General features: G+C 30.5%; 17 protein-coding genes. 2 read left to right on the top strand and 15 right to left on the bottom strand.

Annotation, left to right across the window (positions count from 1 at the left end; translation table 11 throughout):
* Positions 1 to 239: 239 nt before the first annotated feature.
* Both KGF41_RS03070 and KGF41_RS03065 read right to left on the bottom strand, forming a co-directional pair.
* A complete protein-coding gene (locus KGF41_RS03070) occupies positions 240 to 872 on the bottom strand; it encodes an OmpA family protein (RefSeq protein ID WP_227828046.1) in 633 nt (210 codons plus the stop codon).
* Positions 865 to 2,223, bottom strand: coding sequence for a hypothetical protein (locus KGF41_RS03065; protein WP_227828047.1), 1,359 nt, complete (start codon positions 2,221 to 2,223; stop codon positions 865 to 867). Before KGF41_RS03065 ends, KGF41_RS03070 begins: the two co-directional genes overlap by 8 nt.
* Positions 2,224 to 2,392: 169 nt before the next feature.
* Here KGF41_RS03065 and KGF41_RS03060 point away from each other — a divergent pair, with 169 nt between their 5' ends.
* Together KGF41_RS03060 and KGF41_RS03050 are read left to right on the top strand one after the other, a co-directional pair.
* On the top strand, positions 2,393 to 2,992 hold the full coding sequence (locus KGF41_RS03060) for an ABC transporter ATP-binding protein (protein ID WP_227482658.1): 600 nt from the start codon (positions 2,393 to 2,395) through the stop codon (positions 2,990 to 2,992).
* A 403-nt stretch (positions 2,993 to 3,395) separates the two neighbouring features.
* Positions 3,396 to 4,994: a peptide chain release factor 3 gene (locus KGF41_RS03050; RefSeq protein ID WP_227828048.1), complete on the top strand. Its 1,599-nt coding sequence runs from the start codon at positions 3,396 to 3,398 to the stop codon at positions 4,992 to 4,994.
* Positions 4,995 to 5,081: 87 nt separating this feature from the next.
* Here KGF41_RS03050 and KGF41_RS03045 read toward each other — a convergent pair whose 3' ends face one another.
* From KGF41_RS03045 to KGF41_RS02990, 13 genes are all read right to left on the bottom strand, one after another.
* Positions 5,082 to 5,555 (bottom strand): cupin domain-containing protein, encoded by a 474-nt coding sequence (locus tag KGF41_RS03045; RefSeq protein ID WP_227856351.1) that lies wholly within the window; start codon positions 5,553 to 5,555, stop codon positions 5,082 to 5,084.
* A 1-nt stretch (position 5,556) separates the two neighbouring features.
* Positions 5,557 to 6,648 carry an ethanolamine utilization protein EutH gene (gene eutH, locus KGF41_RS03040; RefSeq protein WP_227856350.1) on the bottom strand — a complete coding sequence of 364 codons (1,092 nt, stop codon included), beginning with the start codon at positions 6,646 to 6,648 and terminating at the stop codon, positions 5,557 to 5,559.
* A gap of 10 nt (positions 6,649 to 6,658) precedes the next feature.
* Positions 6,659 to 6,784, bottom strand: a complete 126-nt coding sequence (locus KGF41_RS20825) for a hypothetical protein (RefSeq protein WP_255287800.1) — start codon at positions 6,782 to 6,784, stop codon at positions 6,659 to 6,661.
* Entirely contained in the window at positions 6,777 to 7,049 is a 273-nt protein-coding gene (locus tag KGF41_RS03035; protein WP_227828051.1) for a EutN/CcmL family microcompartment protein, read from the bottom strand. Before KGF41_RS03035 ends, KGF41_RS20825 begins: the two co-directional genes overlap by 8 nt.
* Positions 7,050 to 7,061: 12 nt before the next feature.
* The gene (locus KGF41_RS03030; RefSeq protein WP_227841650.1) at positions 7,062 to 7,787 is read right to left on the bottom strand and encodes a TIGR02536 family ethanolamine utilization protein; all 726 of its coding nucleotides are present in this window, start codon (positions 7,785 to 7,787) and stop codon (positions 7,062 to 7,064) included.
* A gap of 94 nt (positions 7,788 to 7,881) precedes the next feature.
* A complete protein-coding gene (gene eutD, locus KGF41_RS03025) occupies positions 7,882 to 8,511 on the bottom strand; it encodes an ethanolamine utilization phosphate acetyltransferase EutD (protein WP_227841651.1) in 630 nt (209 codons plus the stop codon).
* Between the two features lie 12 nt (positions 8,512 to 8,523).
* Positions 8,524 to 9,285: a cobalamin adenosyltransferase gene (locus tag KGF41_RS03020; protein ID WP_227828054.1), complete on the bottom strand. Its 762-nt coding sequence runs from the start codon at positions 9,283 to 9,285 to the stop codon at positions 8,524 to 8,526.
* Positions 9,286 to 9,411: 126 nt separating this feature from the next.
* A complete protein-coding gene (eutM, locus tag KGF41_RS03015; protein ID WP_003423991.1) occupies positions 9,412 to 9,699 on the bottom strand; it encodes an ethanolamine utilization microcompartment protein EutM in 288 nt (95 codons plus the stop codon).
* Between the two features lie 79 nt (positions 9,700 to 9,778).
* Positions 9,779 to 11,248 (bottom strand): acetaldehyde dehydrogenase (acetylating), encoded by a 1,470-nt coding sequence (locus tag KGF41_RS03010; RefSeq protein WP_227856349.1) that lies wholly within the window; start codon positions 11,246 to 11,248, stop codon positions 9,779 to 9,781.
* Positions 11,249 to 11,250: 2 nt separating this feature from the next.
* Positions 11,251 to 11,958, bottom strand: coding sequence for a BMC domain-containing protein (locus KGF41_RS03005; RefSeq protein WP_227828056.1), 708 nt, complete (start codon positions 11,956 to 11,958; stop codon positions 11,251 to 11,253).
* A 9-nt stretch (positions 11,959 to 11,967) separates the two neighbouring features.
* Positions 11,968 to 12,621 (bottom strand): ethanolamine utilization microcompartment protein EutL, encoded by a 654-nt coding sequence (eutL, locus tag KGF41_RS03000; protein WP_003423987.1) that lies wholly within the window; start codon positions 12,619 to 12,621, stop codon positions 11,968 to 11,970.
* 19 nt (positions 12,622 to 12,640) lie between these two features.
* Positions 12,641 to 13,522 carry an ethanolamine ammonia-lyase subunit EutC gene (eutC, locus tag KGF41_RS02995; protein WP_227828057.1) on the bottom strand — a complete coding sequence of 294 codons (882 nt, stop codon included), beginning with the start codon at positions 13,520 to 13,522 and terminating at the stop codon, positions 12,641 to 12,643.
* A gap of 12 nt (positions 13,523 to 13,534) precedes the next feature.
* Positions 13,535 to 14,899 (bottom strand): ethanolamine ammonia-lyase subunit EutB, encoded by a 1,365-nt coding sequence (locus KGF41_RS02990; protein ID WP_227828058.1) that lies wholly within the window; start codon positions 14,897 to 14,899, stop codon positions 13,535 to 13,537.

Genomic DNA, 14,899 nt, shown 5'->3' with positions numbered 1-14,899 from the left:
ATTTATAAAATAATAATAAAAAAAATTGACACTGTATAAGTTTTATATTATATAAAATGAATTATTTTACATCAGTAGTACCCAGTTATGCATTTTAAACGACCATTTATGTTTAAAATATTGCAAAATTCTTCCAAAACTTATAATATATTAAATATCAACAAAAATAAATAAACTTTTTCCTTAAAGAAGGCTTAAAGCTCACACCAACTGCCTTCTTTTTTTTTATAATTTTTTAACTATTTATTTTGATTAATATTTATTTCATATTTTAGCTCTACTCTTCTAGATGCATCTCTATTTACACTATTATCTCCATTTTTTACGAGTTCAGCTTTTGACCTACCTATTGCAATAATATGTTTAGTTACTTCATCTTTATATTTATAATTACCTATTTCATCTCCTACTATAAATTTAGCAACGCTATATGCCCTTCTTTGTGATAAATCTAAGTTATAGATATAGCTTCCTACATCGTCTGTATGACCTTCTATAACTATTTTAGATATATAGTCGCCATAATCTTTATAAATAGTTTCTATGTACTTTGGAACAAACATTTTTAACATCTCTTTAGCCTCTGGTTTCAAGACATCACTATCTACATCAAACATTGTCCTTTCACCAAAAGTTACTTGACCATTAGCCTTATCCACTTTCACAGGTATACCACTTTTTTTAAAGGTTTCTTCAACAGAAGCATTCACATTTTTAGCTAAATCTTGTTCAACTGAGCCTGAGATACTTTCTGAACTAAATAAGATAAGAATTACAACCATCAACACAGTGGATAATAAATCTGTAAATGTTGGCCAGAAACTACTCTTTTCAAATTCTCTGTTAACAGTTCTTCTATATTTATTATTCATTTAACTCATCCTCACCTATGGCCTTTATTTCTTTCTTTTCTATCTCATAAATTTCTTCACTCAAAGGATTAAATATGCTATCAATATTATTTTCAAATAAATCTTCACTATCAAGAGGAACTTCATCTTGCATGAAGGAGTTATTAAACATAACATCTAGCTTATCTTGAATGTCTAAAGAATTCTCAAACATTATATCTAGTTTGGTTTGTAAGTCATTAGAAAAGTTCTCAATAATACTTGAAAGATTCTTAATTGAATCGTCTAGAGTGTATTTTTCATCTAAAAGAATTTTTTGATTTTGAGATATTTTGTTTTCATGAGTCATTAATTTAGTTAACAAATCTTGAGCACTTCTTTCATATAAAGCAAATCCTGCATTTATATTTCTTATATAATCTTTAATTTTATGCTGGCTTTCAGTGGAATTATATATATTTTTTGATGATTCTTTTATATCAAATAGAATTTCCTTATTTATATTATCTTGATTATCATACTTATCAAACAGTTTCACAAATTTTACATTTAAAATATTAAACTGTTTATCTAATTTTCTTACACTTTGGTCAAATGTCTTAATAGAACTTTGAGAGCCTTCTAAAAGACTTTTTAAAGCTTCTATTCCACTGATAAATTCATCATTAAAATCATTTAAGTCTTTAGATATTTTATCAAATTTTTCAATAGCTTCTATAGACTTGCTTATTTGTTTTATTGTATTTTTTACTTCTTCTACTTTTAAGTCCATTCTTTCTGATTTAATATGAGTTACCTCAGATGTCAGTAGATTCTCAGATTTTAACATTATTTGTATCAAAACATGTTCACAGTCTTTTATCTTTGTAAAATATCCTATAATTAGAGAAAATACCACTCCAAATATACTAGTTGTAAATGCAGTTTGCATGCTACTAATAGTCGAAGGAAGTGAATTTATAATATCTTTAGTATCAACACATAAAAGCATTGTAGAAAGTCCAACAAAGGTACCTAAAACTCCAAGTAATATACTTATTGAAGATGAATTTTTTATACTTCTAATTTTTTCTAATATCGGTAAGTTATTATATTTTAAATCTGATACAACTTCTTCTACAAATGAAGTTATATTTACATCAGCATAAGGATTTTCTTTACTATATGTATAGTAATCATTCCTTATTTTGCTATAAAACACACTCGTTTTATAGTCTCGGTTGATTTCTTCTAGTTTTGAACCTACAAACAAATACAACTTGTTGTTTTCTATAATTTTAAAAATAGAATACAAAGTTATTGCAAGTAAAAATAATATAGTTATTGGATTAGTAAATATTGACTCTATCAAATTAGTTATTATGTTACTCAATTTTATCCCCTACCTTATAATTTATTTATCTCTAATTTATACGTACAAGTTACTAAGAAAATACGTAAATAAACAAAATATTTATATTATATTTATGAAAAATGGTACAAATAGGTTGTAATGTTAATAACATAATATATACGAGCTAAAAGTTATAGGGGGTGGCATGATGAATGACAACATAGTAGAAGTTAAAAATATCAATATGAACTTCTACACTAAGGAAGGCGAGCTTGAAGTATTAAAGGATGTCAATTTTAATTTGAAAGAAGGCGAAATACTAACATTACTCGGACCTTCTGGAAGCGGAAAATCTACAATTTTAAATATTCTTACTAATCTTTTAAAACCAACTAGTGGTGATGTAAAGATTACTGGAAATATTGGATATATGTTTCAAAAAGATAATCTGCTTGAATGGAGAAATATAATGGATAATATAACTATTGGTTTGGAAATTCAAGGAAAAAAAGATAAAAAATCTTTAGATAGAGTTGAAGAACTTTTAAAGACTTATGGACTATGGGATTTCAGAAGTATGTATCCTAAAGAATTATCTGGTGGTATGAGACAAAGAGTTGCTCTTATTAGGACACTTTCTGTAAATCCAGATGTTTTACTTTTAGATGAACCTTTTTCAGCTCTTGACTATCAAACTAGATTGTTGGTTTGTGATGATGTTTATAGTATTATTAAAAATGAAAATAAGTCTACTATTTTAGTTACGCATGATATTGGTGATGCCCTTTCTATAAAAGTGCAACTTTAGAAATTAATCTATTTTTTTGTTTAAATCCATCCATTTAGATTCTAACTCTTTTATCATATTATCCTCTATTCTTACTCCAAATGATTTAATGCTCTAATACTGGTTATTCCATGATTTAATAATGAATATAATGAAATATTATGTGCTTTAATATCCCAATAAATGAGTCTTCCAAATATGCGGGAGTTTCCTGGTGGTAAAGTTGAAAAAGATGAGTCTCTTGAGAGTGCAATTGAGTGTGAAATAAAGGTTTCTATATTGACAGTTTTGCAATAAAGTTATAATATTAATAGGATTGTAGTTTTTTATAGCATATGGAAAATTATGTTCATTTTAAAACTATTAATAAATATAATTTTTTATATTTGGATAATCGTAAAATTAAAATAAAGGATGATAAAAAATGACAGAACAAAATTTAAGCTTGATTGATGAAGTTAAAAGAAGAAGAACCTTTGCAATCATTTCCCATCCCGATGCAGGAAAAACTACATTAACTGAAAAGTTTCTATTATATGGTGGTGCCATTCGTGAAGCAGGATCGGTTAAATCAAGAAGATCTCAAAAACATGCAGTATCTGACTGGATGGAAATTGAAAAACAAAGAGGTATATCTGTTGCATCAAGTGTTCTTCAATTTGAATATAATAACTTTTGTATAAATATTCTTGACACTCCAGGGCATCAAGATTTCAGTGAGGACACTTATAGGACTCTTATGGCAGCAGACTGTGCAGTAATGGTTATTGACTCTGCTAAAGGTGTCGAGGATCAGACAAAGAAATTATTCCAAGTTTGTAAAATGAGAGGAATACCAATTTTTACTTTTATAAATAAAATGGACCGTCAAGGAAAGGATCCCTTTGAACTACTTGAAGATATTGAAAATGTTCTAGAAATTCGCTCTTGCCCAGTAAACTGGCCAATTGGTTCTGGTAAAGAGTTCAAAGGTGTGTTTAATCGTCATAAAAATCAAGTTGAACTATTTGATGATGGTAACCATGGACAATCTATTGCTAAGTCTACAACTGGAGATATATCTGACGAAAGATTTAACACTTTATTAGGTGATGCTCTTCATGAAAAACTACTAGAAGATATTGAACTTTTAGATATTGCTGGAGATAATTTTAATTTAGATGGAGTATTAAATGGTGAATTGACACCTGTGTTCTTCGGAAGTGCCCTTACTAACTTTGGTGTAGAACCATTTTTAGAATCGTTCCTAGAAATAACACCTCCACCAAATCCTCGTAGCAGTAATTTAGGTGATATTGACCCTAATTCCAATAGCTTCTCAGGATTTATATTTAAGATTCAAGCTAATATGGATAAATCTCATAGAGATAGAATTGCATTTTTAAGAATTTGCTCTGGTAAATTTGAAAAAGGTATGACAGTAACTCATGTACAAAGAAACAAAAAGGTTAAACTTTCACAACCTCAACAGTTTGTAGCACAAGACCGTGTTATAATAGATTCAGCTTATCCAGGAGACATTATAGGGATACATGATCCAGGAATATTTAATATTGGTGATACATTAAGTGAAAAAAAATCAAATTTACAGTACACTGGCATACCACAATTTGCTCCTGAACATTTTGTAAGAGTATCTACAAAGAATGCTCTTAAAAGAAAACAGTTCTTAAAAGGACTTACACAATTATCAGAAGAAGGTACTATACAGATATACAAACAACCTAATTTTGGTATGGAAGAACTTATTGTAGGAGTAGTTGGAGTTCTTCAGTTTGAAGTTTTAGAATATCGTCTAAAACAAGAATATGGTGTTGATATGATAATGAACACACTACCTTATCGTTATATACGTTGGATTGAACCTGATACTTTTAAATCGGATAAGCTTTCAACACCAATGGATACAATATTAGTTGAAGATAAAAATAGCAATCCAGTATTGTTATTTCAAAATGAATGGTCTATTAGACATCTAATTGAGAGAAATGAAAATTTAGTTTTAAGAGAAACTTCTTTATAAAAAAATAAATGTTAATCCCCCTACGTCTATTTTTAAACGTAGGGGGAATTATTTATTTGATTATTATTAACTTAATTCAGTTTCTTGTTAATTTTGAGATGCCCAATCTGCTGGATATGTTACATATATAAATCTAGCATAATCAGGTACAGAAAATTGTATTTTACTTCCTTTTGGTATAAATATTAACTCACCTGAAGAAGCAGAAACCTTTCTTCCATCTATTACTATATCTAAAGTTCCATCTATTACATAATCTATTTCATCATAGTTTAGAGTCCAGTCAAAAGTTGTTTCCTTCATTTCCATCATACCACAACCTAATCTTGGGCTTTCCTCTAATGTAAATAAATCTTTTGTGTAAACTACATCCCTTGGGTTTCCTGTATCTAATCTATCAGATTCACTAACCTTTACAGTTGGTAATTTTATAGAAGTTATTCCACTAACATCTTTATTTCTAACAAAATCTACAGTATCTTTAGTTCCATTTATTTTTTCTTCTATTATTTCTCTTACTAATGTTTCAATTAAGTTTTTATCTATATTTGCTATATCCATCTTATACATTCTCCTTCTTTAATGTCTTACTTGCTATAACCATAGCTAATAAGACTGCTGTTATACCACCAACTAATTTAGCAACTATCATTGGTGTTATCATATTAGCATTAAATCCTGCTGTAAATCCTAAATGATCTCCAAATACGAATGCTGCTGATACAGAAAATGCTACGTTTATTATCTTTCCTCTATTATCCATATCTTTCATCATACCAAACATTGGTATACAGTTAGCTAAACTTGCAACAAGCCCTGCAGCTGATACATCATTCATTCCAAGAACTTTTCCTAAAGCCATTAATGGTTTATTAAATACCTTTGTTATAACAAATACTAATGGGAATGCTCCTGCTAAAACTATTGCAATATCTCCAACTATTTCTATACCTTCACCTATTGGCTTCATTCCAGGTATTACAACTATTCCTGTTAAGGCTTCAACTATTGCAGCAGCAAGTCCTAAAGTTATAACTATCACTACACCCTTTCCAAAATATGTAAATCCTTTTATCATAGCATTTTCAAATTTCAATAATCCAAGTGCTATAACGACTGCAAATATTATTATTGGTATCAAGTTCCTAAGAACCATCATTACTTCAAATCCTGCAACTAATCCACCAACAAATGCTCCAATAGGTATTGTTATTATCCCTGCAAGTATTCCTGCTGCTAAGAATTTTTGGTCTTCTTTTTCAATTATTCCAAGTGCAACTGGTATTATAAACACTATTGTAGGTCCCATCATAGCACCTACTATTAATCCTCCAAATAATCCAGCATTAGGGTCTTTTGCAAGCTCAAGTGCAAGTGGTGCACCACCCATATCATTAGCTAACAAACTTCCAGCAAACATAGCTGGGTCAGCTCCAAGCATATCAAACACTGGTACTACAATTGGTCTTAATACATCAGCAAGAACTGGTGCTAGACATATAACACCTACCATTGCAACTGCAAGTGAACCCATTGCCATTATACCTTCTTCAAATTGTTCTCCAAGACCAAATTTACTACCTATACATTTATCTATAGCCCCAAGTACCATGAAGACTACCATTACATAGATTATAATTTCATTTATACTCATAGTTCCCCCATTATTTTATTAGATTTTTTATTATTTGACTGTCTACTGATGATATTACAGTCTTATATATTGTGAATTTAACTTCTATACCTTTATCTATACTTTTAAACTCTATAGTGCCTATACTTTTATTCATCAAACACTTCAAATGAATCGACTACTCCAACTATCGTTGCATCTACTGGAACATGAGCTTTTTCAATCGATTCTCTAGCTGAGGAACCTTTGGATATAAGAACTAAGTCTTCATTTCCTGCTCCTGCATTATCGGCTGCAACCATGAAGCCTTCCTTGTATGTGTCTTTAGTTTTTAAAATTTTTACAACTAAAAGTTTTTGACCACATAATTTTTCATCTTTTCTTGTGGCCCAAACATTACCTACAACTTTTCCTATATCCATAAAATTACCTCCTTACACTTTCTTTAGTTTGAGATGGTGTATTTTCATAAAATCTACAGCTAATGGAGTTATTATACTTTTTTTATTAACTAGTATATTTTTAACTCCATTTATAGTTGGTTTTCTTAAGTCAGCTTCTGATATAAGTTTTTTATTTCTTAAATCTAAACTAAATTCAGTATCTATCTTCATATTTTCTACATTGTTTAGACTTTCTATATCTTTATTTAAAGCTTTTGTATTTTCTTTTTTAGAAACTATAGCACTTGATACTTCACTTTTTATACTTAACTTATTTTTATTTATAGTATTTAAGTCTTTTATAATTTCTACACCAAATTTACATATTTCATCTTCAAAGGACATAAACTTCTTATATAATGCTTTTGGTGCAGTATCCTTATATTTTTTGTATTCAATTCCTTCATCTAAGAGATATACTTTTTTACGCTTCATAATCATTTTTAGTATAAATCTTTCTTCTTCACTTGTTGAATTCCCAAGTGCTATGTTTGATAATCCTCTCATACAAAGTTTCGAAACTATCACTATTTCACACTCTTTTGTACTTCTATCAAATTCAACTATTTCAAATTCATCTTTTAATAAGTTAAATTTACTACTATCCTGTTCAAATACAATTACAGCTTTAGGTTTACTAGATACTTTCAATTCATTATTATTTATTTTTTTATAAACTTCTTCTATTATTAGATTTACAAGGTCATCATAATTCATATTTAATCCTCCCTAGAGGTATTTTCTATATTCATCTTTCATACTTTTATGTATTTTTAATACTTCCAACAATGAAATTAGAAGTTAAATTAATTTATGCTTTCTTTATTATTTTAGCAACAGTCCCTTTTGAATAGCCACATGCATTGGCTTCATCATAATCTATGTGCATGTAAGTTTTAAAGCTGTCACTAACTCTTATTACTACATCATCAAATGTTAAAGGTCTCTGACCCATTACCTTAGCTTCAACTATTTCTTTATCACATACATTGAATTGTTCAGCATCCTTAGGAGTCATGTGTATATGTCTTTTAGCAACCATTAACCCCTTATCAAGTTCAACTTCACCATGTTGTGTTGATATTTTAATACTTAAAGTACCTTCTAAGTCTCCACTTTGTTTTATAGGAGCTTTTAATCCAAGAGTTGAACCATCTGTTAAAGATATTTCTACCTGAGTTTCATTTCTACATGGCCCAAGTACAACTACATTTTTTATACTTCCTTTAGGACCAGTTATTGTGACTCTTTCATTACAAGCATATTGACCTGGTTGAGATAAGTCTTTTAATTTTGTAAGAGTATATCCCTTACCAAATAATTTATCTACATCTTCTCTATTTAAGTGAACGTGTCTTCCTGATGCCTCAACTTCTATGAATGCTTCTTTTTTAACTCTATTTATTACTTCTTCTACTATTTCATTTAATAGACTCTCCATTGCGTCCTCCAACTACTTATATTTATTAGTTCTAACTTTATATATCATTATCCAAAATACTGACGATAATCTATTAAGTGCCTTTATTAAATCTTCTCTTTGAACATTTCCGTACTCACCTTTAAATGCTTCGTAAGCTGCAAGTTCAACCTCTCGTGTATTGCTTCTTATACTATTTATAGCTACTACTACTTCTCCCATTTCATAACTTGGGAACTCATGTCCTATACCAAAGTATTTTTTAGGATAGTGAGATTGTTCTCTAAGTTCTTGTGGAGTCAATCCTAAAAGTTTAAAATCTTCTAGTTTTTCTTCTAAAACCTCACATCTCATTATATTTCTTACAAAGTCTAATACCTCTTGTAATTCCTTAACAAGCTTTGGCATACCTAGTTTTTGGCAAAGAATTTGTGCTTTTAGTATTTCTGATTCAAGAGAATCTATTTTACCTCTTAGTATTATTCTTTTATGGTCTTTAAAAACTAAAAGATTTCCATTTAATTGAGTCATATGTTCTGGTTTTTCATCTAATTTAGCACCAAATACAGTAGTATATTTATATGTTTTCTCTTTAACTACTTCTTTTATAACTTCTTTGGGCTCATTATTTATATCTGAAAGCTTATCAATATATTTGAGTTCAATACTTCTCTCAGTTAAATAAGATTTTGCAGAAGGAGTTATTATTTGTCCTTTTTCTATATAGAATTCAGTTACATTGCCTTTGTTTTTTCCTATTTTTCTTTTTATTTCGTTTTCTGTTAAAACACCCATTTTATCACATCTCCTATTAGATGTATAAAAAAGGCTACCTCAAAATACATTGAGTTTATTAGTAAGACTCATTTTTGAGATAGCCTCTTTTTTAATCAAAATTTGAATTTTAAAATTGCTTTTATATTACTCAGCTGATACTTTTGGTAATATAGCATCTACTTCAAAATGTGGTCTTGGTATAACATGAACTGATATTAGTTCTCCAACTCTCTCAGCAGCTGCAGCTCCAGCATCTGTAGCAGCTTTAACAGCTCCAACATCTCCTCTTACCATTACAGTAACTAATCCTCCACCTACTTGTTCTTTTCCTACTAATTGTACATTTGCAGCTTTAACCATTGCATCTGCTGCCTCTATCGCTCCTACTAATCCTTTAGTTTCTATCATTCCTAATGCGTTTGCACTTGCCATAATCTTATCCTCCAAAAATTTAATTTTATAGTTTTTATTTTTAGAAATTTATAGCTATAAATTTCATTGTTTGTTTTAGTTATGCTAGTTCTTTGACTAATCTTTGAACTAGAAGATTTATTAATTCTTCTTTATCCATTGAGTCAAACATTGATTTTTCAACTTGAGATGTATCTCTTCCAAGTTCTTCTATTTCTTTGATTCCATAAGCTACTCTTTTAACATTTATTAAATCAAGTGGACCTACATTGTTTGAAGTTGAACTTCCACCTATTGCACCACAACCAAGTGTTAGTGCTGGCACAAGGTTTGTTGATGCACCTATTCCTCCAAGTGCTGAAGGAGTATTCACAAGTATTCTTGATACTGGCATGTTAAGAGCAAATCTCTTTACCAACTCTTCATCATTTGCATGCATTGAGAAGGTATGACCTGCACCTTCATTTATTAATATTTCTCTACATCTATTCATAATAGCCTCTACATTTTCTTCAACATAGAACGCTAGTATTGGCGTAAGTTTTTCTCTTGAATAGGCTACATTATGACCAACTTTATTTTCTCTTGCAACGAGAACTTTTGTATTTTTAGGTACATTTGTTAAATCTGCTAAATTTGATATTACCTCAACACTCTTACCAACTATTTGTGGATTCATAGTACCATTAGCTCTCAATATGAATTTTGCTAATCTCTCACTTTCTTTTTCATTTAAAATATACGCACCTTGATTTTTAAGTTCTTTTAAAACAGTTTCTTCCATAGATTTTTCTATTACTATAGATTGTTCTGATGCACATATAACACCATTATCAAAAGTTTTAGAATCTATTATTCTTTTGACTGCTAACTTAACATTTGCTGATTTATCTATAAATGCTGGTCCATTTCCAGGTCCAACTCCGATAGCTGGTGTTCCTGAAGAGTAAGCAGCTCTAACCATTGCTTCTCCTCCAGTTGCTAATATTAAGTTTGTATCTTTATGTTTCATTAATTCATTAGTTCCAACTATACTTGGATTAGTTATACATAATATTGAATCCTCTGGAGCTCCAGCTTTTATAGCTGCATCACTTATTATATTAACTGTTTCAAGTATGCATTTTTTTGCATTTGGATGTGGAGAGAAAACTATAGTATTTCCTGCCTTTAAAGATATTATAGTTTTGTATATTACTGTTGATGTTGGGTTTGTTGAAGGTATAAGACCTGCCACAACTCCAACTGGTATAGCTATATCTATCGTATTTGCTTCTTTATCTTCACCAATTATTCCAATAGTTTTTGTATCTTTTAGAGTTTCATAAACTCCCATGGATGCAAAAGTATTTTTAATTACTTTATCTTCCCATTTTCCAAACCCAGTTTCTTCATTTGCCATTTTAGCTAATTTAGTAGCATTATTAAATGTTGCATTTGCAACAACTTTTACTATTTTATCTATTTGCTCTTGGCTCATTTTAGAAAGTTTCTCTTGAGCCACTTTAGCTCTTTTTACAAGAGTTCTGACTTCTTGTATAGATACTAAATCTTTATCTAAAAGTGTCATAACTATCTATCCCCTCTGCTAAGCTTTTTAACTAAGTTTATCAATTCTTCTTTTTTAAGAACATTTAAATCTTTATAAGTTATTGAAGAGTCTAATTTCTTAGCCATAGCTTTAAGTTTTTTCACGCTGTTCTTTGATAAATCATCTCTATCAAAATCAGAATTTTCTATTTTGACTTGTTCTAATACTTCTTTATTATCATTAGTATTTTCTATTTTTTCCTCATTAGTTTCTGTTAAACTATCATCAACTACTTCAATTTCTTTGTTAATTTTATTTATATCACTATATAGTTTTTCATTATTATTTTCACTATTTTCAGTGCCATCTAAAATTACATTATCTTTTTCCGATAAATTTTTCGATACATTATCAGTTATTTCTAATGTAATTTCAAAGTTTTCCTCTGTATCTTCTGAAACTTCACAGACTTTAGGTTCTTTATTTTTAAATAAAGCATCGGTTACTTCATTATGTATTCTTGGTATAATATGTGATGCTCTTAATGTACCAATTCTAGAAACTGCTATTTCACCTGCTTCTAGAGCTGATTCAACAGCACCAACATCTCCACATATTGTTAAAGTAACAATGCCTGCTCCAACCTTATCAATTTCTAAGATATTAACATTTGCAGATTTTAAACAAGCATCAGAAGCTTCGATTGCAGCAACATATCCTATTACTTCTATTAAGCCTACAGCATCCATTTAATTATCCTAGAATCCTGTTGGATTATCTGCAACTGATTTTACTGCTTCTGCAAATGCATCACATGCTGCTTTACAAGCCGATTGAGAACCTGTAAGTAATGCTCCACCAAAGTTTGTTTCAGTTGGAGGTGCAAATAATTCGCACATCTTAACATCTGCTGCCTTCATTGCTGCATCCAGCGCATACATTGCTTCAAGTGGCGGTGCTACTAAATAAGCTAATGCCTCACCTTCTCTTATTCCTGCTACTTCTGAAAGGTATGTACCTGTTCTTGATACACAGTGAGCATAATATGCTATTGAATCATCATCATTTGCACTTATAAAAGTTGCTCCATATTCTAGAAAATCAACTACTGCATTTAGACCACTTCTTACTTCTGCTGGACTTGGTCCTGCTATTATCCCTAGTACTTCACCAGCAAGCTTTGTTGAAGCATTTGCAGCACCTGCATACATTGATTTTGCATACACAACATCAACTTCTGAAGCTTTAGTTGCTTCATCAAGAGCTGTGTATGTAACATCATCACAGTCTGCAGTTATTAAACCTAAACTTTTGTGATGTGATTTTAGTTCTAGTTTTTGTGCCATTTCTGGACTTATATTTGAAATTATCTTAATTCCTAATATATTAGGACGAATTACATCGTTTTTCATATTCTACACTCCCTCGACTTTATTTAAGGTCTATTCCTGAAGCTTTTTTATCTAACATAGTTTTTATAAGTTCAGCTATATGAGCACCTGCTTCAACTGCAGTTGTTCCACCTTTGTGAATGTTTGATATAACTGTTCTCTTTGCTTCTGCCATTCCTATATATGGCTTATATGCTATATATGCTGACATTGATTCAGCAGTAACTAATCCTGGTCTTTCTCCAACCAACATACATATAACTTCACAACCTAATTCTTCACCTAAGTGGTCCATAGCACCAACTCTACAATGTTTAACAAATAAAATTTCACTTGAATCTATTCCGTACATTTTTAGACCTTGTTTTATAGCTGGCACGCAGTCTTTTAAGTTTGCTTCTATAGCTGCTGAACTAAGCCCGTCTCCTACTAACATCAAAACCCTTTGATTTGTTCCAAGTTTAGATTTTATATTATTTATAGTTTCTGGAGAGAATTTTCTTCCTAAATCTGGTCTTGTTAAGTATTCATCTTTATCACTACATAAAGTTTCTACTGCAAACATATTGTTTTCTTTTATAAATTCTTCATCTACATAAGAGAAAACAGCATCTTGTGCAGCAGCATGGTCTGCTCTAAATCTTAAAACTGTTTCTGTTTTATATCTAGTACCAGCTCTTCCTATACCTATTCTTGCAGGCGTTTTAGACTTTATATCTAAATAAGCTTCTGCGTCCTTTGGATTTTTTACTAGTAATTGCTTTCTTATATCAACTTCTGTTATGTCATCTATACAAGCATCATTATCTATTACAACTTCAGTCACTTTTTTAACAGTTTCAGATACAACATTAGTATCTAATTCTCCAACCATTTGCCCAACTAACTGTTCTACTAATGCTTTTAAATCCTTCTCATTCATACTAAATACCTCCTATCCTAATAATAGAGATGCGTCTCCCGCTAAATCTGTTAATTTACCATCTTTAGAGAATCCCATCTTTTCCATCCAAGCATCAAATTCTTTTATTGCTGTTAGTCCAAACATTTCCCTAAGTGATGCTGTTTCATGGTATCCTGTTGTTTGATAGTTAAGCATAACATCATCTCCATGAGGTATTCCCATAAAGTATGTACATCCTGCTGTTGTTAGTAATATAGCTAAGTTTTCCATATCATTTTGGTCAGCTTTCATATGGTTAGTGTAGCAAACATCAACACCCATTGGTAATCCATGTAATTTACCCATAAAATGGTCTTCAAGTCCTGCTCTTACAACTTCTCTAGCATCATATAAATATTCTGGTCCTATAAATCCAACAACTGTATTTACTAAGAATGGTTCATACTTTTTAGCAAATCCATAGCATCTAGCTTCCATAGTAACCTGGTCTATTCCATGATGTGCTTCTGAAGATAATTCTGAACCTTGTCCAGTTTCAAAATACATGACATTAGGTCCTGTAGCTGTTCCGTGTTTTAAAGCTAATTGTCTAGCTTCTTCTATAGTATCGCCATTGAATCCAAATGCTTCATTTCCTTTTTCAGAACCTGCTATAGATTGGAATATTAAATCTGCAGGAGCACCATTTCTTATCGCTTCCATTTGTGTAGTAACATGGGCTAATACACATGTTTGAGTTGGTATTTGATATTTTTGCTTTACCTCTTCAAATCTTTTTAATACTTTGGTAACACTTTCAACCGAGTCATCAACTGGGTTTAATCCAAGCACTGCATCTCCTATACCAAAAGTTAGACCTTCAAGAAGCGATGCAAGTATTCCATCTGGGTCATCTGTTGGATGATTAGGTTGAAGTCTTGCTGATAATGTTCCATGTTCTCCTATAGTTGTATTACAGTGGGCTGTAACCTTTATCTTCTTAGCAGCATAAACTAAGTCCATATTTGACATTAGTTTTGCAACTGCTGCGATAATCTCAGAAGTTAACCCTCTTGATATTCTTCTTATATCAGCACTTGTAGTATTTGAATCTAATAACCATTCTCTAAGTTCAGATACTGTCCAGTCCTTTATTTCTGCATAAACTTTTTCATTTACAGCATCTTGTATTATTCTTGTTACTTCATCTTCTTCATATGCTACTGCAGGATTATTTCTTATATCCTCTAGTTTTATATGTGATAAAACAACTTTTGCTGCTATCCTTTCTTCAGCTGATTGTGCTGCAAGACCTGCTAATTTATCTCCTGATTTTTCTTCATTAGCTTTAGCCATTACATCATATAAGCCTTTAAACTGATAAGTACGTCCAAATAATTTTGTCTTTAAAATCAT

This window comes from Clostridioides sp. ZZV14-6150, from assembly GCF_020657875.1.
Lineage (GTDB): Bacteria > Bacillota > Clostridia > Peptostreptococcales > Peptostreptococcaceae > Clostridioides.
This window is presented reverse-complemented; position numbering and strand designations above follow the sequence as displayed.

Coding starts and splice junctions, on each gene's coding strand:
- KGF41_RS03070 (WP_227828046.1), bottom strand. CDS start 872: ATGAATAATAAATATAGAAGAACTGTTAACAGAGAATTTGAAAAGAGT.
- KGF41_RS03060 (WP_227482658.1), top strand. CDS start 2,393: ATGAATGACAACATAGTAGAAGTTAAAAATATCAATATGAACTTCTAC.
- KGF41_RS03050 (WP_227828048.1), top strand. CDS start 3,396: ATGACAGAACAAAATTTAAGCTTGATTGATGAAGTTAAAAGAAGAAGA.
- KGF41_RS03045 (WP_227856351.1), bottom strand. CDS start 5,555: ATGGATATAGCAAATATAGATAAAAACTTAATTGAAACATTAGTAAGA.
- eutH (WP_227856350.1), bottom strand. CDS start 6,648: ATGAGTATAAATGAAATTATAATCTATGTAATGGTAGTCTTCATGGTA.
- KGF41_RS20825 (WP_255287800.1), bottom strand. CDS start 6,784: ATGAATAAAAGTATAGGCACTATAGAGTTTAAAAGTATAGATAAAGGT.
- KGF41_RS03035 (WP_227828051.1), bottom strand. CDS start 7,049: ATGGATATAGGAAAAGTTGTAGGTAATGTTTGGGCCACAAGAAAAGAT.
- KGF41_RS03030 (WP_227841650.1), bottom strand. CDS start 7,787: ATGAATTATGATGACCTTGTAAATCTAATAATAGAAGAAGTTTATAAA.
- eutD (WP_227841651.1), bottom strand. CDS start 8,511: ATGGAGAGTCTATTAAATGAAATAGTAGAAGAAGTAATAAATAGAGTT.
- KGF41_RS03020 (WP_227828054.1), bottom strand. CDS start 9,285: ATGGGTGTTTTAACAGAAAACGAAATAAAAAGAAAAATAGGAAAAAAC.
- eutM (WP_003423991.1), bottom strand. CDS start 9,699: ATGGCAAGTGCAAACGCATTAGGAATGATAGAAACTAAAGGATTAGTA.
- KGF41_RS03010 (WP_227856349.1), bottom strand. CDS start 11,248: ATGACACTTTTAGATAAAGATTTAGTATCTATACAAGAAGTCAGAACT.
- KGF41_RS03005 (WP_227828056.1), bottom strand. CDS start 11,958: ATGGATGCTGTAGGCTTAATAGAAGTAATAGGATATGTTGCTGCAATC.
- eutL (WP_003423987.1), bottom strand. CDS start 12,621: ATGAAAAACGATGTAATTCGTCCTAATATATTAGGAATTAAGATAATT.
- eutC (WP_227828057.1), bottom strand. CDS start 13,522: ATGAATGAGAAGGATTTAAAAGCATTAGTAGAACAGTTAGTTGGGCAA.
- KGF41_RS02990 (WP_227828058.1), bottom strand. CDS start 14,899: ATGATTTTAAAGACAAAATTATTTGGACGTACTTATCAGTTTAAAGGC.